This window comes from Allofournierella sp. CML151, from assembly GCF_027853465.1.
In the GTDB taxonomy this organism is placed as follows: Bacteria; Bacillota; Clostridia; order Oscillospirales; family Ruminococcaceae; genus Allofournierella.
In genome coordinates this window covers 18828-42057 of the sequence record NZ_JAPNNW010000018.1, presented here as the reverse complement: position 1 = coordinate 42057, position 23230 = coordinate 18828, and the positions used below count along the sequence as shown (strand labels likewise).

Genomic DNA, 23230 nt, shown 5'->3' with positions numbered 1-23230 from the left:
CCGGCGTCGGCTTTTGCGGCGCTTCGGCGAATTTTGCTGCTTATCAGCATACCACAAAAGCCGGGTGGGGGCAACTTCATTCCGGCAGGATGCACCGGGGGGCCAGGTGGATATAAACCGGGCTGAACCGGTCCGTCAGAAGCTCCGACGGCCGGGGCGGTGCCAGCAGGGGAAGGGCAGGGTAGAGCGGCAGCGAAGCCCCGCACACAAAGCCCGGCCCACCCGCGCGCACCGCAAAGCTTCCTCCCGCCTGGCGGGCAAAAGCCCGGGCCGCACCGAAGCCGAAGCCCGGCCGGGCGCCGGAGGCAAGGCCGGGGCCGCTGTCTGTATAAATAAGATGGGCGCACCCGCCTGCAGCCCGCAGGCGCAGCTCCAGGTTGAGGCGGGGTCCGGTGTACAAAAGGCTGTTGCACACCAGCTGCAGCACCAGTGCCTCCAGCAGGCCGCTGCGGCCCGCCACCGGCAGCGGCTCGCCCCAGCCGCAAAAACGCACCGAAGCCGGGGGCAGAGGGCAGACCTCGGCCGCTGCTTCCAGAAGTGCGCCGCACCAGCCGTTCAGCTCCAGGCAGGAGATGGCGGGCAGAGAAAAGGCCGCCTCCAGCTCCAGCGCGCGGGCACGGCGCAGCAGCAGGTAACCGGCCCGCAGCCCGGCGGCCCCGGCGGGCGCGTCCGGGCCCAGACGCAGAGCAGCCTGATGGCGCAGCAGAGCTGCCAGTTCCAGCGGATCGCTTGCAAAACGCATGAGAGTCCCTCCTGTATCTGTTAGTTTGCACAAATGATGCACCAATATCCCGTGATAATGCCTAAGGACGGGCACCTGCGTAATAATCTTTGTACTTTTGTGTTAATTTCTTGACAAGCCCTTGTAGTTTTCGGATTTTTGGTATACAATAAAGACACCTAAGTAATTTATTTACCTTAAGGAGGATATTACAATGGCTGTTAAAGTTGCAATTAATGGTTTTGGCCGCATTGGCCGTCTGGCTTTCCGTCAGATGTTCGGCGCTGAGGGTTACGAGATCGTTGCTATCAACGACCTGACCAGCCCCGAGATGCTGGCTCACCTGCTGAAGTACGACACCGCTCAGGGTCGTTACGACGGTCACACCGTTGAGGCTGGCGAGGGTTCCATCACCGTTGACGGCAAGAAGATCACCATCTACGCTAACCCCAACCCCGCTGAGCTGCCCTGGGGCGAGCTGGGTGTAGACGTTGTTCTGGAGTGCACCGGCTTCTTCACCAAGAAGGACAAGGCCATGGCTCACATCAACGCTGGCGCCAAGAAGGTTGTTATCTCCGCTCCCGCTGGCAACGACCTGAAGACCATCGTTTACAGCGTTAACGAGAACACCCTGACCAAGGAAGACCAGATCATCAGCGCTGCTTCCTGCACCACCAACTGCCTGGCTCCCATGGCCAAGGCCCTGAACGACGCTTACCCCGTTCAGAGCGGCATCATGACCACCGTGCATGCTTACACCGGTGACCAGATGATCCTGGACGGCCCCCATCGTAAGGGCGACCTGCGCCGCGCTCGTGCTGGCGCTGCCAACATCGTTCCCAACAGCACCGGCGCTGCCAAGGCTATCGGCCTGGTTATCCCCGAGCTGAACGGCAAGCTGATCGGTTCTGCTCAGCGCGTTCCCGTTCCCACCGGTTCTACCACCATCCTGGTTGCCGTTGTGAAGGGCAAGGACGTTACCGTTGACAGCATCAACGCTGCTATGAAGGCCGCTTCTTCCGAGAGCTTCGGCTACAACACCGATCCCATCGTGTCTTCCGACATCATCGGCATCCGTTACGGCAGCCTGTTCGATGCCACCCAGACCATGGTTACCAAGATCGACGACGACACCTATCAGGTTCAGGTTGTGTCCTGGTACGACAACGAGAACAGCTACACCAGCCAGATGGTTCGCACCATCAAGTACTTCGCTGAGCTGTAATTCTCCTCTGCTTAGGGTATGACGAAGGCCCCCGCGTGGTTCCTCCACGCGGGGGCCTTTTTCTGCGCCTTCGGGCATGCTTGCCTTTTTGGCTTTTAAATGCTAAACTGGTAACACATAAAAGGAGTTGACATACAATGCAGCAGGGAATGCGCCGCAGGGCGCTGGCCGCGGCCTTTCCCCACACAGTGCCCATTCTGGCGGGCTTTTTGTTTTTGGGCATGGCTTACGGCATCTATATGAATGTATCCGGTTTTTCCTTCTGGTATCCCATGCTCATGGGGCTTACCATCTTCGGCGGTTCACTGGAGTTTGTGGCAGTGTCCATGCTGCTGGCGCCCTTTGCGCCGCTGCAGACCTTTCTGGTAGCGCTGATGCTCCAGGCCCGCCACCTGTTCTACGGCATTGCTATGCTGGAGAAATATCGGGGGTTGGGCCTCAAGCGCTATTACCTGATCTTCGGCATGTGCGACGAGAGCTTTTCCATCAACTGCAGCGCCGAAATTCCCGAAGGGGTGGACCGGGGCTGGTTTTATTTCTGGGTCACCCTGCTCAATCACAGCTACTGGGTGGCGGGGGCGGCGCTGGGCGGCCTTGCGGGCTCGCTGCTCTCCTTCGATACCACCGGTCTGGACTTCGTGATGACCGCCATGTTCGTGGTGATCTTCCTGGAGCAGTGGGGCAAGGAGAAGACCCATCTGCCCTCGCTCATCGGCCTGGGAGCCAGTGCGGTGTGCCTGGCACTGTTCGGGGCGGATTCCTTCCTGCTGCCCGCCATGGGCTGCATTCTGGCGCTGCTCACGGTCTTCAAAACACCCATCGACCGGATGCAGGCGGAAGGAGGGGATGCGCAATGACCCTGACCCAACAGATCATCACCATCGGCCTGTGCGTGCTGGGCACCATGCTCACCCGGTTTCTGCCCTTCTGGGTATTCCGGGGCGGTCAGGTTCCGGCCTATGTGCGGTATCTGGGCCGGGCGCTGCCGGGGGCCATCTTCGGCATGCTGGTGGTCTACTGCCTGAAAGGGGTGCAGTGGACTGCCGGGACCTATGGCCTGCCGGAGCTTCTGGCAATTCTGGTCACCATCGGCCTGCATCGCTGGAAAAAGCAGATGCTGCTCTCCATCGCCGGGGGCACGGTTTGCTATATGCTGCTGGTGCAATGGGTGTTTTGAGGGGGAATTTGCCCTGCTGCCGGGGAAAAGTGTTCTCGCACTAAGGACAAAACGGCTTTTTTCAAAATTTTTCTGATTTTTCAAAAATTTTTGGAAAGAGTTGAAATAAAACCCGGTTCTCAATCGTCTTACAAGTACAAGCGGACATTCAAACCGACCGGCACGGGGGCCTCAAAGGCCAGCGGCCCGGCGGATGGAACAAAATTGAAATTGAGGAGGGAATTCCATGAAGTGGATGCTGATCGTATCGGGCCTGTTGGCGGCGTGTGCTGCATTCGCGCTGCTGCGTGCATGGGCCGGCAAGGGGAAGTCGAATAAGGGTGAAGTGAGCCTGATGGCCACTGTGAAGCGGATTCTGACCAACGGTGAGGGTCAGTATAAGGGCGTTTTCATCGCCCGCGGCCAGGAAGTGGAATTCGCCATTCCTGCTCATATTGCCCGCCAGCTGCAGCCCGGCGAGCGGGGCGTGCTCACCTACCGGGGCGGCGAATTCGTGTACTTTGTGCCCCGCCAGCAGCTGTTTGAAGCCGAGGGCGAAGGCCAGCTGCGCGCGGTTTCCTGAAACCATGCAAAACGTTCGCACCAGGGCTTAGCAAGCGGCCCGGGGGCGGCTTTTGAACCCGCCTTATCATGAGACGGAATTGCCGGGAGTGTCTTCCAATGGAGGACACTCCCGGTTTTTTCTTTGTTTTGGTGGTGTGATGTGATACAATAAGGAAAAAACTGCGTTCAAAAGCCGGTGCGGCAGGTTTGCTCCTGCCCCGGCAACGGGCAGATACGGCAGGGGAGAATGGGAATGCAAAAACAGCTCACCCGCATTTTTTCAGCGGGATTTGCCCTGGTTTGGGGCTGGGTCTTTTTGAATAGCGTGCTGCGCTGGCAGCACAACGGGCTGGCCGCGCTGGCGGCGGGCGCGGTGCTGGGGGCGGTGCTGTTCGCCCTGGCCCGCTTTGCTCTGCCGTTGCTGGATCAGCTGCCCCGCCGCCGGTTCCGGCTGCTGCTGGGGGCGGTGCTGGCGGTCTACGGTCTGGTATTGGGCTGGTTGGGCTTTCTGCTGGCCGAGGTGCCCATCATGGACATGAGCACCGTGCTGCAAAGCCTGCCGGATTTTCTGGACGACGGCGTGCCCCAGGTGTGGGGCGCCTACTATGTGATCTGCAACAACAACCTGGGCCTGGCGCTGCTGCTCACCGGCTGGTATAAGCTGGTGGGGCTGTTCGGCATCACGCCGGACACCGAGGCCGGCATCTACGCGGGCATCGTGCTCAATGTGCTGGCCATCTGGCTGGCGGTGCTGCTGGTCTGCCTGCTGGCCCGGCGCATTCTGCACCACAACAGCGGCGTGGCCCTGGCCTTTGTGCTGTGCGCGGGCTTTCTGCCCTTTGTGCTCTGGGCTCCCTGTTTTTATTCGGATACTCTGTCCCTGCCCTTCGGGCTGCTGGTGCTGCTGTGCTGGAACTACTACCGCAGCGAAAAACGCCGCCCGGTGCGCATCGCCCTGCTGGCGGCTATGGGGGCCGCGGCCTTTGTGGGCTACGCGGTGAAGGGCAGCGTGGCGGTGATGGTGCTGGCGCTGGTGATCCAGCTCTTTCTGGAAAAAAAGCCCCGCCAGGCACTGGCCGGGGCTTTGGTGCTGGTGCTGGTCTTCGTCGGGCTGAATGCGGGCTACAAAGCCTGGCAGCATGGCGGCCTGTTGGACTTCTCGGTGGAGGATGAAATCGGCTTTCCCATTGAGCTGTGGTTTGCCTACGGTAGCACCGGCGACGGCGATTACAACGACCCGCTCTGCCAGGCAGCCAAGGAGCTGCCCACCATGGCCGATCGGCGGCAGATGCTTCGGGAATTTATTATCCAGGAGTATTCCTCCCGCGGCCCGCTGGAGCAGCTGGACTTCATGACCCGCAAGGCGGTGATCACCTGGGGCGATGGGATGTATGACGCCCAGGAGTTCCTGGCCACTCCGCTCAAAGCCAACTGGACCCACCGGTTCATTCTGGAGGGCCAGCCCGGCTACATGCCCATGGTCTACTACTGCCAGGCCTATCAGTTCCTGCTCATGGGGCTGGTGCTGGCAGGCGCGGTGGGCGCGGTGCGGCGGGCCCGCCCCGGTACCCTGACCCTGGCCCGGGTGAGTGTGTTCGGACTGATGCTCTTTTTGAGCTTCTGGGAAACCAAGGCCCGCTATTCCTTCAACTTCACCCCGCTGCTGATTTTGCTGGCCACGGCTACCCTGTGGCGGCTGGCCCGGCAGCGGCGCATTGGCCGGAAAGACTAACCGTATAACAAAAGCCGTGAGGAGATTCTCCTCACGGCTTTTGTTATGTGTAGATTCGGTTTGCTTTTGCGCGCCTGGTCAAAAAGAAGAGAGCAGCACCCAGGCCACACAGCTCTGCCAGCACATAGGCCAGCCAGACGCCGGTCATGCCCAGCGCCGCTGCCAGCACCAGTGCCAGCGGAATCAGGGCGATCAGTCCCCGGATCATGGCAACCCCGAAGCCCTGGCCCGGCCGGTCCACCGCGCTGAAATAGGCGGCCAGCACCAGGTTCGGACCGGCAAAGAAGAAGCCCACAAAATAGATGCGCATGCCGGTGCGGGCGATGTCCGCCAGCTGAGGGTCGGCATCCCGGTTGAAGGCGGCAATCAGCGGGTCCGGCCACAGGTTCACGGCCAGGTAGCAGACCGCTGCCAGCACCAGCACCAGGCCAACCGCCAGCCGCAGCAGCTGACGCAGCTCGGCAGTGTTGCCGGTGCCGTAGGCATGACTGGTCAGGGGCTGAACGCCCTGGGCTACGCCGGTGAAGATGGCCAGCCCCACCAGCGCCAGATTGGCAATGATGCCGTAGGCTGCTACGCCCACGTTGCCGGTGAAGTGCAGAATCAGCAGGTTGAATACCAGCAGCACCACGCCGGAGGACAGCTCACATACAAAGGAGGAGGCGCCCAGACTCAGCGCACGGGCAGCGGGCTGCAGTGCCGCGCCCCGCACCGAAAAGCGCAATTGGCTGGCGGGCCGGGCGAAGTGGGTGGACAGCACGCACAGGCTCAGGATGGGGGCGATGCAGGTGGCGATGGCCGCGCCGAACATGCCCATTCCCATGGGATACATGAATACCCAGTCCAGCACCACGTTGGAAAGGCTGCTGGTGAGCATGCCCGCCATGGCCAGCCGGGGCGCGCCGTCGTTGCGCACAAAGGCCTGCAGGGTGCTGTTCAATAAAAAGAAGGGGGCAAAGCAGAGAATGGTGCGCAGGTAGACGCTGCACAGCGACAGGGTCACCGCGTCCGCCCCCAGCAGAGCGGCCAGCGGCCGGGCGGCCAGCGCGCCCAGAGCCAACAGAGCGCAGCCCGCCCCCGCGGCCAGCAGTGCCATGCCGCTGAACAGCCGGTTGGCGGCCTCGTTTTCCCCCTGGGCCCTCAAGATGGCATACCGGGTGCCGCCGCCCACACCGGTCATCAGACCCGCCGCATTGATCAGGTTGTACATCGGGATGGCGATGTTCAGCGCGGTCAGGCCGTCTGCTCCGATGGCGTTGGCAATAAAAAAGGTGTCCGCCAGAATGTAGCAGGAAAGGGCGATCATTCCCAGCACGTTGGCGCTCACATAACGGCAGAATTTGGGCAATACGTTCACAGGCTTTTACTTCCTCCCTCACAGCAAAAAAGGTGCCTGCCCCCCTCCCTGCTTGCGACCTACCGGGAGAGGTTCAGGCACCTGACGGGCGACCCGGTGGCCGCCCGTCATGCTTTTGTATTGAGGCAACACCGCATAATTCACGCCTCACGGCTCAGGCGGCGTATCACGCCAAAATTTTCCGCGCTATTTTCCAAAAATGCTCGCCAAGCCACCCAAGGCTTGGCTGTGCTTTTTGGGTCATATCACAAAAAATTTTCCGGCGCGCTCCACCACCTGGAATTGTGCGGTATCGCCTTGAATTCCGCTACTTAGTATAGCAAAGCCCGGCCCAAAAGGCAAGGCTTTGCTGCCCTTACAGCTCGTAAATGGCGAAATATTTCTCCACCAGATAATCGGTGTAGAACTTGGGGTCGAATTCGCCGCCGCAGGCGTTCTTCAGCAGCTGAGCGGGGGTCTTCTCCTTGCCGTACTGCCAGATGCGCTCCTCCAGCCAGCCGGTGATGGGGGCCCAGTTGCCTGCCTCCAGCAGAGCGTCCACGTCCAGATCCTTGCGCATGGAGGCCATCATCTGGGCGCCGTAGGCGGTGCCCAGCGCGTAGCTGGGGAAGTAGCCCAGATCGCCGCAGGCCCAGTGGATGTCCTGCAGCACGCCGTGGGCGTCGTCCGGCACGTCCACACCCAGCAGCTCCTTCATCTGGGCGTTCCAGGCGGCGGGCAGGTCCTTCACGGCCAGCGAGCCGTCCATCAGACGCTTTTCCAGCTCGTAGCGCACCATTACGTGCAGGCAGTAGGTCACCTCGTCCGCCTCGGTGCGGATCAGGCTGGGCTGGCACTGGTTCACGGCCTTGTAGAAGGCCTCGGGGGTCACGCCCGCCAGCTGGGTGGGGAACAGCTCGGTGAGGGTGGGCCACAGGCTCTTGATAAAGCCCAGACTGCGGCCCAGGTAGTTCTCGCACAGGCGGCTCTGGCTCTCGTGCAGACCCATGGACGCGCCGCCGGACAGGCAGGTGTACTGCAGCCGGTCGGCCATGTGCAGCTCATACAGAGCGTGGCCGCCCTCGTGAATCACCGAGTACAGGTTGCTGGCCATGTCGTCCTCGTGGTAGTGGGTGGTAATGCGCACGTCGCCCTTGTAGAACTCGGTGGTGAAGGGGTGCTCGCTCTCGCTCAGCACGCAGTGCCCCTCGTCGATGCCCATCAGCTTCATTACAGCGGCCGAGAGCATCTTCTGGGCCTCAATGGGCCAGGTGCCTTTCAGGAAATCGCAGGGGATCTTCGCACCCCGCTGGCCGATCTCCTTCACCAGCGGCTGAATCACTGCCTTCAGCTGGTCGAAGAAGGCGTCGCACTGGGCCATGGACAGGCCCTTCTCGTACTGGTCCAGCCACACGTCGTAGGGGGCCTTATTGGCATCGAAGTAGGCGGCGGTGCGGCGGCGGTAGGCCACGATCTGCTCCAGATAGGGGGCAAACAGCGAGAAGTCACTGGCGGCCTTGGCCTTCTCCCAGGCGTTCACCGCGGCGGTGGTCAGCTTCACGAAGGCGGCGTATTCCTGGGCGGGAATCTTGCTGGTCTCGTCGTACATCCGCTGCAGCTCGGCCACCTCGGCGGCCTCCTGCTCGGTGCGCTCCTCGCCGCGGGCCTTCTCCAGCAGAGCGGGCAGAGCCGGGTCGGCGATCAGGCTGTATTTGATGCTGCTCAGCACCTCCAGCGCCTCGCCCCGGCCGGAATAGCTCTCGCTGGGGGCCACGGTCTGGGCGTCGAAGTCGATCACATTCAGCGCAAACTGAAAGGCGTACAGCTTCTTTTGCAGGTCCCGCAGGGCCTGCATGGTCTCGGTCATCATAACAATGGTCACTCCTTTGTGGGCAAAAATCGCCCGCGCCCGGCCCGGCTTGCGGCCGCGCCGGAACGCAGGGGCTTTTTCTGCTATTATACCGGCTGGCGGTCCAAAATACAAACCTTTCGCGAAAAGCCGGATGCTCCCGGTTGATTTTCGCCGCCGGATGCACTACACTGAGAATCAGGAAAGGATTTGTATCGAAGGGGGAATCAAGGATGGAGCAGCCGCTGGTCAGCGTGATCGTGCCGGTCTACAACGCGAAGCTTCACATCGCCCGCTGTGTGGAGAGCATCCGCAAGCAGAGCTATCAGAACCTGGAAATCATTCTGGTGAACGACGGCAGCAGCGACGTGAGCCTGCAGGTGGCGGATATGTATGCCCGGGTGGACAAACGCATCCTGCTCATCGACAAGGACAACAGCGGGGTATCGGCCACCCGGAACCTGGCTATTTCCATGGCCACCGGCAAATACCTGCAATTTGCCGACAGTGACGACTACCTCGCCCCGGACGCCACCCGCCAGCTGGTGGAAAAGGCGGAGAAATACACCGCCGACCTGGTGATCGCGCCCTACTACCGGGTGGAGAACCACAAGCCCCTCTTCGCCAAAACCGAGGAGGACAGCTACCAGACCATCGAGCAGTACGGCTTTCTGGATGCGGGCTATTACGACAAGACCGCCTTCGCCAAGGGCCTGATGAAGGAGCCTGCCAGCTTTTACTACGGCGTGATGTGGAACAAGCTCTACCGGCGGGATATTGTACATAACCACAACATCCAGTGCAACGTGGAGCTGGGCTGGAGCGAGGACCTGCTGTTCAACCTGGAATACATCCGCTATGCCTCCCGTTTTTATGCGCTGGAGCAGCCGGTGTATTACTACGTGCAGAACCCCCAGAGCATCACCGCCACCCAGCTGGGGCTACGCAATACAGTGAAGATGCTCTCCACCAAGGCCAGCCTGTTTGCCTATTACAAAAAGCTCTATGAGGAGCTGGGCCTTTACGAGGAAAACAAGCTGCAGATCTACAAATATTTGGTGGCGGTGGCCGAAGCCTGAACCAGACAGATGGAACGAAAAAGCGAGCCTGCCGCGGAAGCATTCCCGGGCAGGCTCGCTTTTCAGTTGTTGTAGCCCAGAACATGGATCAGCCGCACGTCCGCGTAGGCGTAGGCGCTCATGGGCCAGTCGATTCGGTCGGTGGTGTTGGAGGCGATGAGAAATTCCACCGGCTGACCGCTGGCATCGTTGACCACCTCGGTCACCAGCACCGAGTGCTTCCACTCGCCGTCCGCTCCGTATTGGAGTACGTCGCCGGGCTGGGCGGCATACAGGTTGCCGTCCGCCTCAGCCACCAGACCATAGCCGCTGTTCTCGTTCACGTAGGTGTAAAATTCATCCACGCCGCTCCAGCTGGAGGAGCGGCCCCGGGCCTCGGAGTAGGAGTTGGGCACATCGCTGTACCATTTCCACTGCTGGGTATCGTAGCCGTAGATGTCCATGGGGATGCCCCCGGCATACAGGCACTGGGAGGTGAAGTTGTTGCAGTTGCCGCCGTAGTCGTCGTAGATGCCCCACTGGGGGTTGCGGGTCATGGCGGTCAGCCCAACCCACTGGCGGGCGTAATCCACCGCCGCCTGCCGGTCGTAGGCCATGTCGCAGGCTTGGAGACTGCTCTGGCCCTCCGGGTCGGCCAGATATTGCTGACGCTGGCTGGCAAGCTTGTCCACATCCGCCTTGGCGGCGCTCACCAGCTGGCTCAGGGTGCTCTTGATTCCGGCCTCGCCGCTGGAGGACTGACGGCTGTACACATCCCGCACCAGATTGAAGCCGTCCTCGGTCTTTTCGTGGGCCAGGATTTTGCCGTCGGCGGAGAAGGTGAAGGTGTTCTCGATGCCGCAGCTGGAGCTGGTACGGCCATTCAGAAAGGCAAACTGGATCTGGTCGTCCTCCTGCAGGCTCACGGTGATGGTTTCGTCCTCCCAGCTGGTCTCCTCCACCGTCAGGCCGATGGTGAAGCCGGTCATGGTCAGGTCCACCGGCTGCATGGCCCGTACCTGGCTGATAAAGTCCACGCTGGCCTCATCCAGCAGGCAGGCCTCCTGCGCGGCAGCGCCCGGGCCGTAAAGGTCGTCAAGCTTCGGGGCCTCCAGCCGGGCGGAGGCGTTGTAGCAGCGCACGAACCATTCGGTCAGGGTATCCTGCACTGCCTGGGGCAGCTCGCCGCCGGAGCGGAACACGCATTCGCCCACCGATGAAGCGGGCGCGGGCTCGGCCTGGCTGGCTGCGCCGGAAGCATCCGCCCCGGCGGGAAGGGCTGTGCGGGCGGACCAGACATAAGTAAAGCCCAGAATCAGGCAGCTGACCAGGGCAGCCAGGGCCCAGGGCAGCAGGGAAGAGCGGCGCCTGCGGCCGGGGCGGGGAGCCTGGGGCGGGCGCTGTGCGGGCTGGCGGGGTGCGGGGCGGCGCACCTGCCGGCTTTGGGTCTGGGGCGCGTAACGGGCCTCCAGCGAGGAACGGCGGGGCGCGGTGCGCTTTGCGGGGGCGCGGCGGACCGGCTGGGCCGATTGGGCCGGCTGGCGCGGTGTGCGCTGGCGGCCTGCCCCGGAATGGTATTTCCAGCTTTCGGGGGAATTGGCCATCGTCTCGTTCCTCCTTTGGCAATATTTTTCTATTAGACGTATTATACCGCCCCGATGTAACGAAACTGTATCGAAGGGGCGCGCAAAGTTGTAAATTTTGGCGGGGGAATGCAAAAATCCCCCGGCAAAAGCCGGGGGAGCAGAATGCAATCAGGCCAGAGGTTTGGTCTTTTCAGCAAGCCATGCGGCTTCCTCTTCGGTCAGCAGGGGAGCAAGATCCCGGTAGGTCTCGGCATGGAAGGCGTTCAGCCAGGCCTTCTCGTCCGCGTCCAGCAGCTCGGGGCGTACCGGAGTCAGGTCGATGGGGCAGCGGGTCATGGATTCGAAGCCCAGGAACTGGCCGTACTGGTTCTTCACACGCTCCACGCACAGCAGCTCGTTCTCGATGCGGATGCCCACCTCGCCCTCTTCGTAGATGCCGGGCTCGTCGGTGATGGTCATGCCGGGCTGGAAGGGGACCGTGTTGGTCACGCGCAGGCTCTGGGGGCCTTCGTGTACGCCGCCGATGAAGCCCACACCGTGGCCGGTGCCGCAGCGGTAGTCGATGCCGTGCTGCCATACTGCCGCACGGGCCATCACGTCCAGATTGCCGCCGGTGCAGCCGGAGAGGAACTGGAGCTTGGCGATGTCGATGTGGCTCTTGAGCACGTAGGTGTAGTAGGTGCGCTCGTTCTCGGTCAGCTCACCCAGCGCGTAGGTGCGGGTGATGTCGGTGGTGCCGTCGGCATACTGTCCGCCGCTGTCCACCAGCAAAAAGCCCCGCTTTTCCAGCTTGGTGCAGTTGTCCGGGGTGGCATGGTAGTGCATCATGGCGGCATTGGCCCCGTAGGCGGCAATGGTGTCGAAGCTTACGCCCAGGTTGCCGGGCTGCTCGGCGCGCAGCTCCATCAGCTTGCGGTCCACATCCACCTCGGTAATGGTCGTGCCTGCGGCCATCTGCTGCTCCAGCCAGATCTGGAAGCGCACCATGGCCACGCCGTCCTTCACGTGGCAGTTCATCAGGTTCTTGATCTCGGCGGCGTTCTTCACGCCCTTCATGGCCTGGATGGGGTCTTCGCCCATCTTCACCGTGAAGTTGGGGTTCTGGCACACAGCGCTGTAGATGGCCCAGTTGGTGGAGCCGTCCACCAGAATCACCCGGTCGTGATGGTAACCGGTCAGGGTGCCCAGCAGCCGGTCATAGCTCTCCACGCCCACGCCCTGAGCCCGCAGTGCGGCGATGGCTTCCTCGGGCATACGGCTCTGATCGATGAACAGGGTGGCGTTGGTGGTGGTCACGAAGCAGTAGGCCAGCGCAAAGGGGGTGCAGTCCAGATCGGCGGCACGCAGGTTCAAAAGCCAGGCCACGCTGTCCAGGCGGGAGACCACCATGGCGGCAGCGCCGGCCTCGGCCAGCTTCTTGCGCAGACGGCCCAGCTTTTCCTCAGCGGAGGCACCCGCGGTCTCGGTGTCCACCAGCCAGGCGGGAGTGGAGGGAACCGGGGGCCGGTCCTCCCAGATGGGGCTGACCAGATCGACGGACAGCACCTTCGCACCCTTTTTGGCCAGGGCCTTTTCCAGCTCCAGCACAGTGGCGGTGGAGGTGACCATGCCGTCCAGAGCCAGCACCTGGCCCTCGCCCAGGGCGTCTGTCAGATATTCGGTCACGGTGGGGGTACCCTCCACGGCGATCTTCTGCAGCTGAATCTCGCTGCCGGCCAGCTGGCGCTCGGCCTGGATGAAGTAGCGGCCGTCGGCCCAGAGGGCGCTGGCGGTATCGGTCACCACAAGGGTGCCCATGCTTCCGGTAAAGCCGGAGAAGTAGGCCCGGGCCTTCCAGTGGTCAGGCAGGTACTCGCTGGAATGGGGGTCCGACGAGGGAATCAGGCAGGCATTCGCCCCGGCGGCCTGCATGGCCGCCCGCAGCTGGGCGATCTTTTCGTTGGTGGTTTTCATGGGATCTGTTTTACCTCTTTTCCCGCGGCGGGCGTATATTGCACTCACCGCGCAAAATCGTGTTAGTTTTATATTAACACGCTAAAGCGGGTTTTAAAAGAGAGCGAGGCAGAAAAACGCAAAATTTCGCAAAAACTACACCCCGGAAATCGGTGCAATGACCTTGACAAAGATAGTATAATAAGAAACGGAACGACCGTTTTTCAGCAGGCGGCCCGGGGGTGGAAATATGCTCCGGCAGGGCGGCTCTGCGCAAGGGCAATTCCGGCCGCAAAGCGTGCAGGGTTGCCCAAGATAAAAGGAGACAATATACCATGACCAAGATTGATATTTTTTCCGGTTTTCTGGGCGCCGGCAAGACCACGCTCATCAAGAAGCTGATTGCCGAGGCCTACGCGGGCCAGAAGCTGGTGCTCATCGAAAATGAGTTCGGCGAGATCGGCATTGACGGCGGCTTTCTGAAGGAGGCCGGCATCGAGATCACCGAGATGAACTCCGGCTGCATCTGCTGCAGCCTGGTGGGCGACTTCCGCGAGGCCCTGAAGAAGGTCATCGATCAGTACCAGCCCGACCGCATTCTGATCGAGCCCTCCGGCGTGGGCAAGCTGAGCGACGTGACCAAGGCCGTGCAGGGCATCGCCGCCGAGCGGGACGTGCAGCTGAACAGCTTTGTGACCGTGGCCGACGTGAACAAGGTGCGGCTGTACATGAAGAACTTCGGCGAGTTCTACAACGACCAGATCAGCCATGCCAACGCCATCATCCTGAGCCGCACCGGCGCCGCCAGCGAGGACAAGATTGCCCGCGCCGTGGCCATGATCCGGGAGAAGAACCCTGAGGCCACCATCGTCACCACCGATTGGAATCAGCTGAAGGGTGAGCAGATTGTGGCGGCCATGGAGTCCAAGCGGGACTTCGTGAAGGAGCTGCTGGAGGAGACTCAGATCTGCCCCGAGTGCGGCCATCACCACGAGCATGGCGAGGAGTGCGGCCACGACCACGAGCACGAGCATCCTCATCACGACCATGATGAGGAGTGCGGCTGCGGCCACGATCACGACCACGACCACGACCACGAGCATCATCATCACGACCATGACGAGGAGTGCGGCTGCGGCCACGACCATGACCACGAGCACCATCATCACGATCATGACGAGGAGTGCGGCTGCGGCCACGATCATGACCACGAGCATCATCATCACGACCACGACGGCGAGTGCAGCTGTGGCTGCGGCCATGATCACGACCATCACCACCACCATCATGCCGACGAGGTGTTCACCAGCTGGGGCCGCGAGACTGCCCGGGTGTTCACCGAGGAGGAAATCCGCACCGCTCTGGAAGAGCTGGACAGCGGCAAGTATGGCGTGGTGCTGCGCGCCAAGGGCATCCTGCCCGGCACCAATGGCTGGATCTACTTTGACCATGTGCCCGGCGAGGCCGACGTGCGCGGCGGCGCTGCGGACGTGACCGGCCGCCTGTGCGTAATCGGCTCCAAGCTGGACGAGGCTGCCTTGGAGCAGCTGTTCCATCTGGCCTGAGCTGCGGGGAGGGAGAGGTAACGTGAAAGAGATTCCGGTATATCTGTTCCTGGGTTTTCTGGAAAGCGGCAAGACCCGCTTTGTGCAGGAGACCATGGAGGACCCCCAGTTCGATTCCGGCGACAAGACCCTGCTGCTGGTCTGCGAAGAGGGCGAAGAGGAGTATGACGCCGATAAGTTTGCCTTCGGCGGCGTGCACGTGGAGCTGATTGAGGACAAGGAGCAGCTGAACCCCACCCATCTGGCCGAGCTGGTGAAAAAGACCGGCGCGGGCCGCGTGGTGATCGAGTACAACGGCATGTGGATGGTACAGGAGCTGTACGAGGCCATGCCGGAGAACTGGGTGATCTATCAGACCATCGGCACCGCCGACGCGAACACCTTCCGCATGTACTTCGACAACATGCGCCAGCTGTTCCTGGACAAATTCGCCCAGTGCGAGCTGCTGGTGGTGAACCGGGCCGACGGCCTGACCGCCGAGGACCAGGAGTTTGTGCACAAGGCGGTGCGCCAGGCCAGCCGCCGGTGCGATATCGCCTACGAATACGCCGACGGCAGCGTGGCTTATGACCAGCTGCCGGACGAGCTGCCCTTCGACATCAACGCGGATGTGATCGAGATCGGCGACGAGGACTTCGGCATCTGGTATCTGGATGCCAGCGAGGACCCGGAGAAGTACGCGGGCAAGACCGTGCGCTTCACCGCCCAGGTCTGCCAGACCCCCCGGGTGGGCCAGAACCAGTTTGTGCCCGGCCGCTTCGCCATGACCTGCTGCGTACAGGACATTCAGTTTGTGGGCTTCCCCTGCAAGTACGACGATGCCAAGAAGCTGGCCCAGCGCAGCTGGATCAAGCTCACCGCCAAGGTGCGGGTGCAGTTCCATCCCCTGTTCGGCGGCAAGGGCCCGGTGCTCACCGCTCTGTCGGTGGAGGCTGCCCAGCCCCTGAAGGACGACGTGGTCACCTTCAGCTGACCGGCCGAGACAAAAACGAATCAAAGGGGGCCCGCTCCGGGTTTGCGCCGGGGCGGGCCTCTGTGGTATACTACTCAAAAAGGAGGGAGTTCCCATGGGATTTTTCAAACGACTGATCTCCATCGTTCTGGGCATTGCGGCAGGCGCTGTGGCCTATAAGCTGCTGAACGACTACAACAAGAGCTCTCATATCGAGGGCGAATATGTGGAGGTGCCCACCGAGCCGGAGCAGCCGGAGCACGCACAGGCAGAGGCAACCGGGCAGGAACCGGCACAGGAGGAGCCTCAGCCGGAGCCGACCGTTTATCCGCAGCGTCCGGACTGTGGCCCCAACACCAATCCGGTGACCCTGGGCGCGGCGGAAAAGCCGCTGGACGAGAACGGCAAGCTGGACCCCACCCGCATCGCCAGCGCCGAGGATTTCGGCGATTGGGACGATCTGGGCTGCCAGGGCTGATCCTCTGCGTAAAGCATAATAAAAAACCGGCCTGTGGGCAGTGTGCCCGCAGGCCGGTTTTTCTTATGCCGGTTATTGGTTAAGCTTCGTTTGCCGGGGCTTTTTGCCCAGTGGTGAGCCGGTGGTAGGCGGCAGTCATCACCGCCAGAATCGCCAGCAGATACACCGGATACAGCCCGATGCTGATGTGGTTGGCAATCAGTCCGAACAGGGGCGGCATCAGGCAGGTACCCACATAGGCGCTGGCCATCTGCACCCCGATCAGCGCCTGGGACCGCTCGGCCCCGAAGGTGGCGGGGGTGGAGTGAATCACACAGGGGTAGATGGGCGCGCAGCCAAGGCCGATGAGCACCAGGCCGATCTGGGCGGGTTGACTGCCGAAGGGAAGGAACAGGCAGAAGATGCCCGCCAGGATCACCGCCTGACCCAGCCGGATCAGCTGCGGGTCGGAAAAGCGCATGGTCAGAAAGCCGCTGGCCGCCCGCCCGGCGGTGATGCCGAAGAAGAACAGGCTGGCCCAGCCGGCCGCCTGTTCGGCGCTCAGCCCGTGGTGCAGGGTCAGGTAGCTGCTGGCCCACAGCGCACAGGTCTGCTCCAGCGCGCAGTAGCAGAAAAAGGCGATCAGAATGGCCTTTGCCCCGGGAATGGCGATGATCTCCCGCAGGCTCAGCGGCGCGCCCTGGTGGGCTTCGGTCTGCCGGTCCGGCTTTGCCCAGAGCCGCAGGCTCAATGCCAGGATAACCACCAGTACGGTCTGCAACAGGGCGATATACCGGTAGCCGCCGGTCCAGCCCTTGCCGCCGGTAAGGGCAAGGCCCATGATGACCGGCCCGATGGAGGCGCCCACACCCCACATGCAGTGCAGCCAGCTCATGTGGCGGCTGGCGTAGTGCAGGGCCACATAGTTGTTCAGCGCCGCGTCCACGCAGCCCGCGCCCAGTCCGTAGGGGATTGCCCACAGGCAGAGCATCCATGATGTAATGTATAGAGGGTGGATTACACCAAAAAACATTACATCATGACTGGCGGCTCATTTGTGGCGAATGAAAAGACAGTTATGATAAAGGAGGGATGCCCTCAAACCTACCGTAACTGTCAACCACATTCTCACGAAAGGAGCCTTGTATGGAACTGACTTACACCCAATGCGGCGACTATCTCATTCCCAACCTTGTGTTAGCAGACACCAAAGAGTACCATATCGGGAAATATGGCCGGATGCGCCGTGCCTACTTAAAAGAACATCGGCCCATTCTGTATACCGATCTCATTGTCACTGAAAAGCTGCTTCCCCACTTGGAGGAAATCGACATCGCCTGCCGGGAGCGGCTGGAAATCATTGAAAAATCCATGATGCAGCAAGAGGGCGTCACAGAAGCCCTGAAAGCTGCCGACCAGATGGCATGGGTGCGCTCCATGAACTCCATCCACAACAGAGCCGAGGAAATTGTCCTGGCTGAGCTGGTCTACTGTTGAGGGAGGGAACACCATGATTTTAGAAGCCATGTATAATGGAGAGTTTTATCCCTGTGAAACAGTCGTACCCACGTCCCCGGAATACCACAAGGCGATCCAAACCTGTGCAGCGTTGATGGAGCAGTTATCCCAGCGGCTCAGCAAAGAGGACTATGCGCTGGTGGAGGAACTCCGGGCGCAGAACGCTATCGCCCAGTGCGAGGAAAGTGAAAGCCATTTCAAGTATGGATTTTCGGCGGGGTTGATTGTCCAGCAGGAAGCCCATGAACAGCTGCAAAACAAGAAATAAGCGATGGCCCAAAAAGCCCACGCAGCCGGAAAGAGAACCGGAGGCGTGGGCTTTCTGTGTATACGGTTATTCTGTCTGATCAGCCGAAGTCTCTGCAACCAGTCGGTCAAAGTCGCTCTGATAGGTCCGATCCTGCAATACCCGGAACTTTTCAAACTCTTTCTCGGCAAAGGCTTTGGCAATGGCAGCGGTCACCTTGCCTTTATCATGCAGAATATCTTCCTCGTTGAACTGTAAAAATGCGTCAAGCCGCTTGACCCAATCGGCCATATACATGACATTTCCCCGGCGGGCCTGCCGTTCCGCATAGTCAAGGTACATGGTGACAATTTCGTTCAGGTTCCGCATTTCTGTTTCGTTCAGATAGTTTTTGGCAACGGTGACATCGGATTTGCGGATGCGGCCTTTGGGGGCGTTTTTCCATGTGGTCAGGCCCATATTGGGCTTGGTGCTGTCGGCACGGCCATATACGATCTCGGCAGCTGTATGGTGGGTGACCGCATAGTGGAGCTTATTCTGCACCGTTGCGAAAAACTCCTTTGTGATGGGGCTTTCCACATCGTAGTCGGCGCTGCACTGGGAATAGATGTCCGTGATTTTCTGGTAAAATCTTCTCTCGCTGGCCCGGATGTCCCGGATACGCTCCAGCTGTTCCTCGAAATAATCTTTGCCGAAAAAGTTCTCCGGCTCTCGCAACCGTGCGTCATCCATCACATAGCCCTTGATGATGAACTCTTTCAACACCCTGTTCGCCCAAATGCGGAACATGGTCGCCTTTTTGGAGTTCACACGATACCCCACAGCGATAATGGCGTCCAGATTGTAATAGTTGGTCTGATACCGTTTCCCGTCCGCAGCAGTTGTTTCCATTTTGGAAACAACTGAATCCTCGCTCAGTTCGCCGGATTCAAAAATGTTTTTCAGATGCTTGGAAATGGCCGCTTTCTGTACCTCGAACAGCTCTGCCATTTTTGCCTGTGTCAGCCAGAGATTTTCCTGAAAGAGCAGGATTTCCACCCGCACTTCTCCGTTTTCGGTCTTGTAAAAGAGGATTTCTCTGGTTTCATACGGGGTCAGTCCCTGTTCCTCACTCATTCCTCGTCACCTCCATCCGTCCGGTTCTTTCCCCGGCTCTTGTAGACATTGTACTGGTTCTTGCACCGTGGGCTGCAAAAGGCGGCGTTGGACCGGCTGCCCAGGAACACCTTCTGGCAGTGCTTGCACAGGCGCAGGGGCTGATCCCCGTCCACCAGCATGAAGCTGAACATCATCTGGATGCCCAGCAGCAGGGAGTGAAAGTCCCAATAAATAGTGGGCTTATCCAGCAGCTCGATGTGGTAGCTGGGGGCGATCCCACCGAACGCAGCCATAGCCTTGCGATACAGCCCCCGTGCGTCCTCGTCGATGGAATCATAATCATTGTAGTATAAAATGGCCGTGGTCAGCGTAAAGGCCCAGTCCTTGAACTGCTGGGCAACCCAGTCATAGGGTTCCGCATATTCCCGCTGGAAGCTCATGTTTTTCGCCATCGGCTCGTCCATGAAAGTCATGGTCAGGGCAACCATCGTCCGGTCACCGGACACATTCCACGTGGATTCTATGCCTTTCTTCACCAAGTCCAGCTGGTCAAAGGGGTAAAACAGGGACAGATATTGGTCCGTCGCCATGGTTTCTTCCTTGATAAAGTGGTTTTTCGGCAGGTACACCGCCTCATAGTCCATAAAAGACGGCGTGGTGGGCAGGGCGGTCATCAGCCCCAGCAGGCCGTACCGGGTGACAAACTCCATCACTGCCTTTTCCACTTCTGCTTCCGGCTTGCGTCCCATCATCAGCATCCCTACATTCAGGGCATCCAGCACAATGTTGGGGACCTCTTTCAGCGGATTGTAGACATCCGGCTTTGCACTCTTGCCGGGGGTGATGTACTGTTTGCCATCTTCCGCTGTTTTCATCTCATAGTGATCGTACCGAACCCAATGGGAACGGGACTGTTCAAACAAATTTTTCATCATACACGCCCTTTCTCCTTAATCGTCCCAATTATCAGGGGCGGTTTTTCTTTTTTCTGCGCTTGGTCTTATTCTCCCGCCGGATCACGGCGTCCTTGCCCTGTTTTCTTGCGATTTTCGAGTATTCCTCCAAAAACTGGCGTTCCCGCAAGGTCAGGCTGCCGCCATGCTCCTGCTTACCGCACAGATGGTCATACATCTGGCGCTGCAATTTTTTGTGGATAGTTTTCCGCAGCTTGCGGATGTTGCGGTCAGACTGCCCACGGACAGCGGCAAGACGGGTGGTGCTGTACAGCCTCAAAGAGAGGAAATACAGAACTTCCTTATGTTCCTCGCTTAATTCCTCCACCATTCGGGATATAAAGGTGTCAGCGGTCAGATTGTGCATCTCATAGGGGCAGTCAAACAGGATGTCCAGAAAGTTTCCGGCCATCAGCTGCCGGTATGCGGGATTGTTCATCCAGCGGGGAATAAGTTTGGGTTCCGGCACTGCCTGATATTCCAGCGGCACATCACCACGGAGGTTTTCGTGGTCCCGTTCCCGGCGCTCCCGGTTCCGGTCCAGCTTGTTCCATTCCTCCACCACGACCCGGAAATCCTTCTCCGTGCGGGCGGCTTCCTCCAGCCGCCGTATGGCCTCGGCTCGCATCTCCCGTTTCAGCCGCTTATCGCTGACCGGGGCGGCTTCTTCTTCCTCGTCCTCCAGCTCCGCTTCATAGTAAATGGGATGCTCGTCCTGCTCCAGCTCATTTTCCAGCTCGGCCAGACGTTCTTCCGCAAGCGCCTGTTCCAGCGTTTCCTCCGCCGCACCAGTGCCTGTCCCATCGTCCCATCCGGTGAAGCCACCCTCGGTATCCAGAAGCTCGTCATCAGACAGATACGCCATGACCCCACCTCTTTTCAAAAAATATTTTGCGATTTTTCAAAAATGGTTCCGTTTTGCACCCCGGATTTCTCCTATTAGTGAAAGAGTAATCTGAAAACAAGTTGCTTAGATTACATTTGCTCGTTCACACAGGAGAAAGGGGGCTTTCGCCATGTTCAGGCTTGACATAAAAAAGAAGTAACACAATCGCAGGTTACAAACAACGGAACCATAACAACAGTATACACCGGATGCGCCGAAAGCGCAAGAAAGAGAGGTTCTATGGCAGATAAAAACGCCGTGTTTCTGACCCGGCACATTGGCAACACCACCTATAAAGTTCGTGTCTACCTCAGCGAAACCGCCGAGGAAACGATGGAAGATAAAATTCTGCGGCTGATCCGCAATGACGGGCTGGCAAACCAGCCGGAATGTGGTATAATGGAACTGCCACAAATGAGCCGTCCGTCTGAAAGGAGCGCCTGATATGGCAAACAGACAGACGGAAGAAAAAATCACTGCGCTCTATGAGCGCCTGTCCCGTGACGATGACCTCACGGGCGACTCGAACTCCATTCTGAACCAGAAACGTTATCTTGAAAGCTATGCAGCACAGCGGGGCTACACCAATATCGTCCACTACACAGACGATGGGTGGTCCGGCGGCAACTTTGACCGTCCCGCATGGAAGCGCCTTGTGGCGGACATCGAGGCGGGAAAGGTGGCCCACCTGCTGTGTAAGGACCTAAGTCGGATCGGCAGAAACTATCTGCAAACCGGCTTTTACACCGAGGTAATGTTCCGGCAGAATGGGGTTCATTTTGTCGCTGTTGCCAATAACATTGACAGCGAGGAACAGGACAGCGGCGAGTTTGCCCCCTTTCTCAATATCATGAACGAATGGTATCTGCGTGACCAGTCCAAAAAGGTTTCGGCAGCATACCGTGTCAAAGGCAAGGCAGGCAAGCCCACCACCAACAATGCCATCTATGGCTACAAAAAAGACCCGGAGGACAAGGACCACTGGCTGGTGGACGAGGAAGCCGCCGCTGTGGTGCGGAGAATCTTCCTGCTTGCGGTGGAGGGGCATGGCCCCTATGAGATTTCCAAGATACTCACACAGGAAAAGGTGGAGTGCCCCGCCTATTATCTGGCTCGCAACGGCAGAGGCAGCCGGAAAAACACCGTGGACACCAGCCGCCCCTATGACTGGTACGGCTTTACGGTCAGCTCCATGCTGACCAAGCCGGAGTATATGGGGCACACCGTCAATTTCCGTTCCTCTAAAAAGTCCTACCGAGATAAGCGGGTAAAAAATGATCCGTCCGACTGGCTGATTTTTGAGAACACCCACGAGGCCATTGTTGACCCGGAAACCTGGCAGCTCGCCCAGCAGGTGAAGCGGACGGTGCGCCGGACGGACACCACCGGCGTCGCCAATCCCCTGACCGGCCTTGTGTTCTGCGCCGACTGCGGAGCCAAGATGTATAACCACCGGGGCAAGCGCAAAAAGAACGGGCGGGAATATTCCGTGGATTTTTACAGCTGCTCCACCTACACCCTGACCTTTGAGCGAGAAACGCAGATGTGTTCTTCTCACACGGTCAGCACTAAGGCTTTGAATGCCCTGATTCTGGAAACCATCCGCACTACCGCCAGCTATGCCATCCAGAACAAGGAGGAATTTATTCAGAAAGTTCGCAGCATTTCACAGGTTCGCCAGCAGGAAGCGGCAAAGGAGCTGAAACGCAAGGTCGCCAAGGAGCGCAGGCGCAGCGCCGAGCTGGATGTGCTGATTAAAAAGCTGTATGAAACCTATGCCATGGGCAAACTGGAAGAAAAACGGTTCGAGCTGCTGTGTGCCGAATATGAGAAGGAACAGGCCGAGCTGGAACAACTGCTTGCCTCCGAGCAGGCACAGCTGGACCAATTCCATGAGGACACGGACCGTGCCAGCCACTTTCTGGCGCTGGCACAGAAATATACGGATTTCACCGAGCTGACCGCACCCATGCTCCATGAATTTGTGGAGAAAATTCTGGTCCATGCCCCGGACCGAAGCACCGGGGAACGGGTGCAGGAAATTGAGATTTATCTGAATTTCATCGGGAAATTCGAAGTGCCCATGCCCGAACCCACCGAGGAAGAACTGGCTGCGGAGGAAAAGCGCCGTCAGAAGCGTATCCGTGACCATGAAAAATACCTGCGCCAGAAGGAACGCAAACAGAAGATTGCCGAGGGGCTGATCGTTCCGGGCGAACCGTATCAGCTGGTGTGCCAGTGCTGCGGAGCGCCGTTCCAGTCTGTCCGCCCCAACGCTAAATTCTGCAAACCCGCCTGCCGGGAGAAGTTCTACCGGCAGGAAAAGCGGAAAGCCAAAGAAACGGAAACACCACAAACTGCATAAGGACTGTGGCCTGCCCAAATAAACCGGGCA

22 protein-coding genes are annotated in these 23230 nt (G+C 59.6%); 13 read left to right on the top strand and 9 right to left on the bottom strand.

Annotated features, from left to right (window positions below; translation table 11 throughout):
* Nucleotides 1-76 precede the first annotated feature (76 nt).
* Nucleotides 77-742 carry an ATP-binding protein gene (locus PH256_RS12085; protein WP_270914378.1) on the bottom strand — a complete coding sequence of 222 codons (666 nt, stop codon included), beginning with the start codon at nucleotides 740-742 and terminating at the stop codon, nucleotides 77-79.
* A 193-nt stretch (nucleotides 743-935) separates the two neighbouring features.
* Here PH256_RS12085 and gap point away from each other — a divergent pair, with 193 nt between their 5' ends.
* From gap to PH256_RS12060, 5 genes are all read left to right on the top strand, one after another.
* The gene (gap, locus tag PH256_RS12080) at nucleotides 936-1946 is read left to right on the top strand and encodes a type I glyceraldehyde-3-phosphate dehydrogenase (protein WP_270914377.1); all 1011 of its coding nucleotides are present in this window, start codon (nucleotides 936-938) and stop codon (nucleotides 1944-1946) included.
* Between the two features lie 137 nt (nucleotides 1947-2083).
* Nucleotides 2084-2803: an AzlC family ABC transporter permease gene (locus PH256_RS12075; RefSeq protein ID WP_270914376.1), complete on the top strand. Its 720-nt coding sequence runs from the start codon at nucleotides 2084-2086 to the stop codon at nucleotides 2801-2803.
* Entirely contained in the window at nucleotides 2800-3123 is a 324-nt protein-coding gene (locus PH256_RS12070; RefSeq protein ID WP_270914375.1) for a branched-chain amino acid transporter permease, read from the top strand. The genes PH256_RS12075 and PH256_RS12070 overlap by 4 nt, the downstream gene beginning before the upstream one ends.
* Before the next feature lie 226 nt (nucleotides 3124-3349).
* On the top strand, nucleotides 3350-3685 hold the full coding sequence (locus PH256_RS12065; protein ID WP_087183745.1) for a hypothetical protein: 336 nt from the start codon (nucleotides 3350-3352) through the stop codon (nucleotides 3683-3685).
* Nucleotides 3686-3919: 234 nt separating this feature from the next.
* Nucleotides 3920-5398 carry a hypothetical protein gene (locus PH256_RS12060; RefSeq protein WP_270914374.1) on the top strand — a complete coding sequence of 493 codons (1479 nt, stop codon included), beginning with the start codon at nucleotides 3920-3922 and terminating at the stop codon, nucleotides 5396-5398.
* A gap of 43 nt (nucleotides 5399-5441) precedes the next feature.
* On the opposite strand, the gene PH256_RS12055 is transcribed toward PH256_RS12060, so the two are convergent.
* Nucleotides 5442-6755: an MATE family efflux transporter gene (locus PH256_RS12055; RefSeq protein ID WP_270914373.1), complete on the bottom strand. Its 1314-nt coding sequence runs from the start codon at nucleotides 6753-6755 to the stop codon at nucleotides 5442-5444.
* A 355-nt stretch (nucleotides 6756-7110) separates the two neighbouring features.
* Entirely contained in the window at nucleotides 7111-8616 is a 1506-nt protein-coding gene (locus PH256_RS12050; RefSeq protein WP_270914372.1) for a carboxypeptidase M32, read from the bottom strand.
* 200 nt (nucleotides 8617-8816) lie between these two features.
* On the opposite strand from PH256_RS12050, the gene PH256_RS12045 reads away from it, so the two are divergent.
* Nucleotides 8817-9662, top strand: coding sequence for a glycosyltransferase family 2 protein (locus tag PH256_RS12045; protein WP_270914371.1), 846 nt, complete (start codon nucleotides 8817-8819; stop codon nucleotides 9660-9662).
* 62 nt (nucleotides 9663-9724) lie between these two features.
* Here the strand turns inward: PH256_RS12045 and PH256_RS12040 are convergent, their stop codons facing one another.
* A complete protein-coding gene (locus PH256_RS12040; protein ID WP_270914370.1) occupies nucleotides 9725-11245 on the bottom strand; it encodes an amidase domain-containing protein in 1521 nt (506 codons plus the stop codon).
* A 150-nt stretch (nucleotides 11246-11395) separates the two neighbouring features.
* Nucleotides 11396-13180, bottom strand: coding sequence for an aminopeptidase P family protein (locus PH256_RS12035; RefSeq protein WP_270914369.1), 1785 nt, complete (start codon nucleotides 13178-13180; stop codon nucleotides 11396-11398).
* Between the two features lie 314 nt (nucleotides 13181-13494).
* Here PH256_RS12035 and PH256_RS12030 point away from each other — a divergent pair, with 314 nt between their 5' ends.
* From PH256_RS12030 to PH256_RS12020, 3 genes are all read left to right on the top strand, one after another.
* Complete coding sequence (locus PH256_RS12030; RefSeq protein ID WP_270914368.1) at nucleotides 13495-14724, top strand: CobW family GTP-binding protein; 1230 nt, start codon at nucleotides 13495-13497, stop codon at nucleotides 14722-14724.
* A 22-nt stretch (nucleotides 14725-14746) separates the two neighbouring features.
* A complete protein-coding gene (locus PH256_RS12025) occupies nucleotides 14747-15697 on the top strand; it encodes a TIGR03943 family putative permease subunit (protein ID WP_087185451.1) in 951 nt (316 codons plus the stop codon).
* A 94-nt stretch (nucleotides 15698-15791) separates the two neighbouring features.
* A complete protein-coding gene (locus PH256_RS12020; RefSeq protein WP_270914367.1) occupies nucleotides 15792-16154 on the top strand; it encodes a hypothetical protein in 363 nt (120 codons plus the stop codon).
* Between the two features lie 79 nt (nucleotides 16155-16233).
* On the opposite strand, the gene PH256_RS12015 is transcribed toward PH256_RS12020, so the two are convergent.
* The gene (locus PH256_RS12015; RefSeq protein WP_270914366.1) at nucleotides 16234-17166 is read right to left on the bottom strand and encodes an MFS transporter; all 933 of its coding nucleotides are present in this window, start codon (nucleotides 17164-17166) and stop codon (nucleotides 16234-16236) included.
* A 113-nt stretch (nucleotides 17167-17279) separates the two neighbouring features.
* On the opposite strand from PH256_RS12015, the gene PH256_RS12010 reads away from it, so the two are divergent.
* A complete protein-coding gene (locus PH256_RS12010) occupies nucleotides 17280-17630 on the top strand; it encodes a TnpV protein (RefSeq protein ID WP_007885050.1) in 351 nt (116 codons plus the stop codon).
* A 13-nt stretch (nucleotides 17631-17643) separates the two neighbouring features.
* A complete protein-coding gene (locus PH256_RS12005; RefSeq protein ID WP_118638039.1) occupies nucleotides 17644-17919 on the top strand; it encodes a DUF6809 family protein in 276 nt (91 codons plus the stop codon).
* A 66-nt stretch (nucleotides 17920-17985) separates the two neighbouring features.
* Here the strand turns inward: PH256_RS12005 and PH256_RS12000 are convergent, their stop codons facing one another.
* From PH256_RS12000 to PH256_RS11990, 3 genes are read right to left on the bottom strand one after another with little or no spacing between them, the layout of a single operon-like run.
* Nucleotides 17986-19014 (bottom strand): virulence RhuM family protein, encoded by a 1029-nt coding sequence (locus PH256_RS12000; RefSeq protein ID WP_087181196.1) that lies wholly within the window; start codon nucleotides 19012-19014, stop codon nucleotides 17986-17988.
* Entirely contained in the window at nucleotides 19011-19931 is a 921-nt protein-coding gene (locus PH256_RS11995; protein WP_087181195.1) for a hypothetical protein, read from the bottom strand. Before PH256_RS11995 ends, PH256_RS12000 begins: the two co-directional genes overlap by 4 nt.
* Nucleotides 19932-19962: 31 nt before the next feature.
* Complete coding sequence (locus PH256_RS11990; RefSeq protein WP_270914365.1) at nucleotides 19963-20814, bottom strand: sigma-70 family RNA polymerase sigma factor; 852 nt, start codon at nucleotides 20812-20814, stop codon at nucleotides 19963-19965.
* A 261-nt stretch (nucleotides 20815-21075) separates the two neighbouring features.
* On the opposite strand from PH256_RS11990, the gene PH256_RS11985 reads away from it, so the two are divergent.
* The gene (locus PH256_RS11985) at nucleotides 21076-21279 is read left to right on the top strand and encodes a transposon-encoded TnpW family protein (protein ID WP_007885061.1); all 204 of its coding nucleotides are present in this window, start codon (nucleotides 21076-21078) and stop codon (nucleotides 21277-21279) included.
* A gap of 1 nt (nucleotide 21280) precedes the next feature.
* Complete coding sequence (locus PH256_RS11980) at nucleotides 21281-23200, top strand: recombinase family protein (RefSeq protein ID WP_270914362.1); 1920 nt, start codon at nucleotides 21281-21283, stop codon at nucleotides 23198-23200.
* Nucleotides 23201-23230 lie beyond the last annotated feature (30 nt).

Excerpts from the sequence above, each read along its gene's own strand:
- PH256_RS12085 (WP_270914378.1), bottom strand. The coding sequence starts at position 742 with ATGCGTTTTGCAAGCGATCCGCTGGAACTGGCAGCTCTGCTGCGCCAT.
- gap (WP_270914377.1), top strand. The coding sequence starts at position 936 with ATGGCTGTTAAAGTTGCAATTAATGGTTTTGGCCGCATTGGCCGTCTG.
- PH256_RS12075 (WP_270914376.1), top strand. The coding sequence starts at position 2,084 with ATGCAGCAGGGAATGCGCCGCAGGGCGCTGGCCGCGGCCTTTCCCCAC.
- PH256_RS12070 (WP_270914375.1), top strand. The coding sequence starts at position 2,800 with ATGACCCTGACCCAACAGATCATCACCATCGGCCTGTGCGTGCTGGGC.
- PH256_RS12065 (WP_087183745.1), top strand. The coding sequence starts at position 3,350 with ATGAAGTGGATGCTGATCGTATCGGGCCTGTTGGCGGCGTGTGCTGCA.
- PH256_RS12060 (WP_270914374.1), top strand. The coding sequence starts at position 3,920 with ATGCAAAAACAGCTCACCCGCATTTTTTCAGCGGGATTTGCCCTGGTT.
- PH256_RS12045 (WP_270914371.1), top strand. The coding sequence starts at position 8,817 with ATGGAGCAGCCGCTGGTCAGCGTGATCGTGCCGGTCTACAACGCGAAG.
- PH256_RS12040 (WP_270914370.1), bottom strand. The coding sequence starts at position 11,245 with ATGGCCAATTCCCCCGAAAGCTGGAAATACCATTCCGGGGCAGGCCGC.
- PH256_RS12035 (WP_270914369.1), bottom strand. The coding sequence starts at position 13,180 with ATGAAAACCACCAACGAAAAGATCGCCCAGCTGCGGGCGGCCATGCAG.
- PH256_RS12030 (WP_270914368.1), top strand. The coding sequence starts at position 13,495 with ATGACCAAGATTGATATTTTTTCCGGTTTTCTGGGCGCCGGCAAGACC.
- PH256_RS12020 (WP_270914367.1), top strand. The coding sequence starts at position 15,792 with ATGGGATTTTTCAAACGACTGATCTCCATCGTTCTGGGCATTGCGGCA.
- PH256_RS12015 (WP_270914366.1), bottom strand. The coding sequence starts at position 17,166 with ATGTTTTTTGGTGTAATCCACCCTCTATACATTACATCATGGATGCTC.
- PH256_RS12010 (WP_007885050.1), top strand. The coding sequence starts at position 17,280 with ATGGAACTGACTTACACCCAATGCGGCGACTATCTCATTCCCAACCTT.
- PH256_RS12005 (WP_118638039.1), top strand. The coding sequence starts at position 17,644 with ATGATTTTAGAAGCCATGTATAATGGAGAGTTTTATCCCTGTGAAACA.
- PH256_RS12000 (WP_087181196.1), bottom strand. The coding sequence starts at position 19,014 with ATGAGTGAGGAACAGGGACTGACCCCGTATGAAACCAGAGAAATCCTC.
- PH256_RS11995 (WP_087181195.1), bottom strand. The coding sequence starts at position 19,931 with ATGATGAAAAATTTGTTTGAACAGTCCCGTTCCCATTGGGTTCGGTAC.
- PH256_RS11990 (WP_270914365.1), bottom strand. The coding sequence starts at position 20,814 with ATGGCGTATCTGTCTGATGACGAGCTTCTGGATACCGAGGGTGGCTTC.
- PH256_RS11985 (WP_007885061.1), top strand. The coding sequence starts at position 21,076 with ATGGCAGATAAAAACGCCGTGTTTCTGACCCGGCACATTGGCAACACC.
- PH256_RS11980 (WP_270914362.1), top strand. The coding sequence starts at position 21,281 with ATGGCAAACAGACAGACGGAAGAAAAAATCACTGCGCTCTATGAGCGC.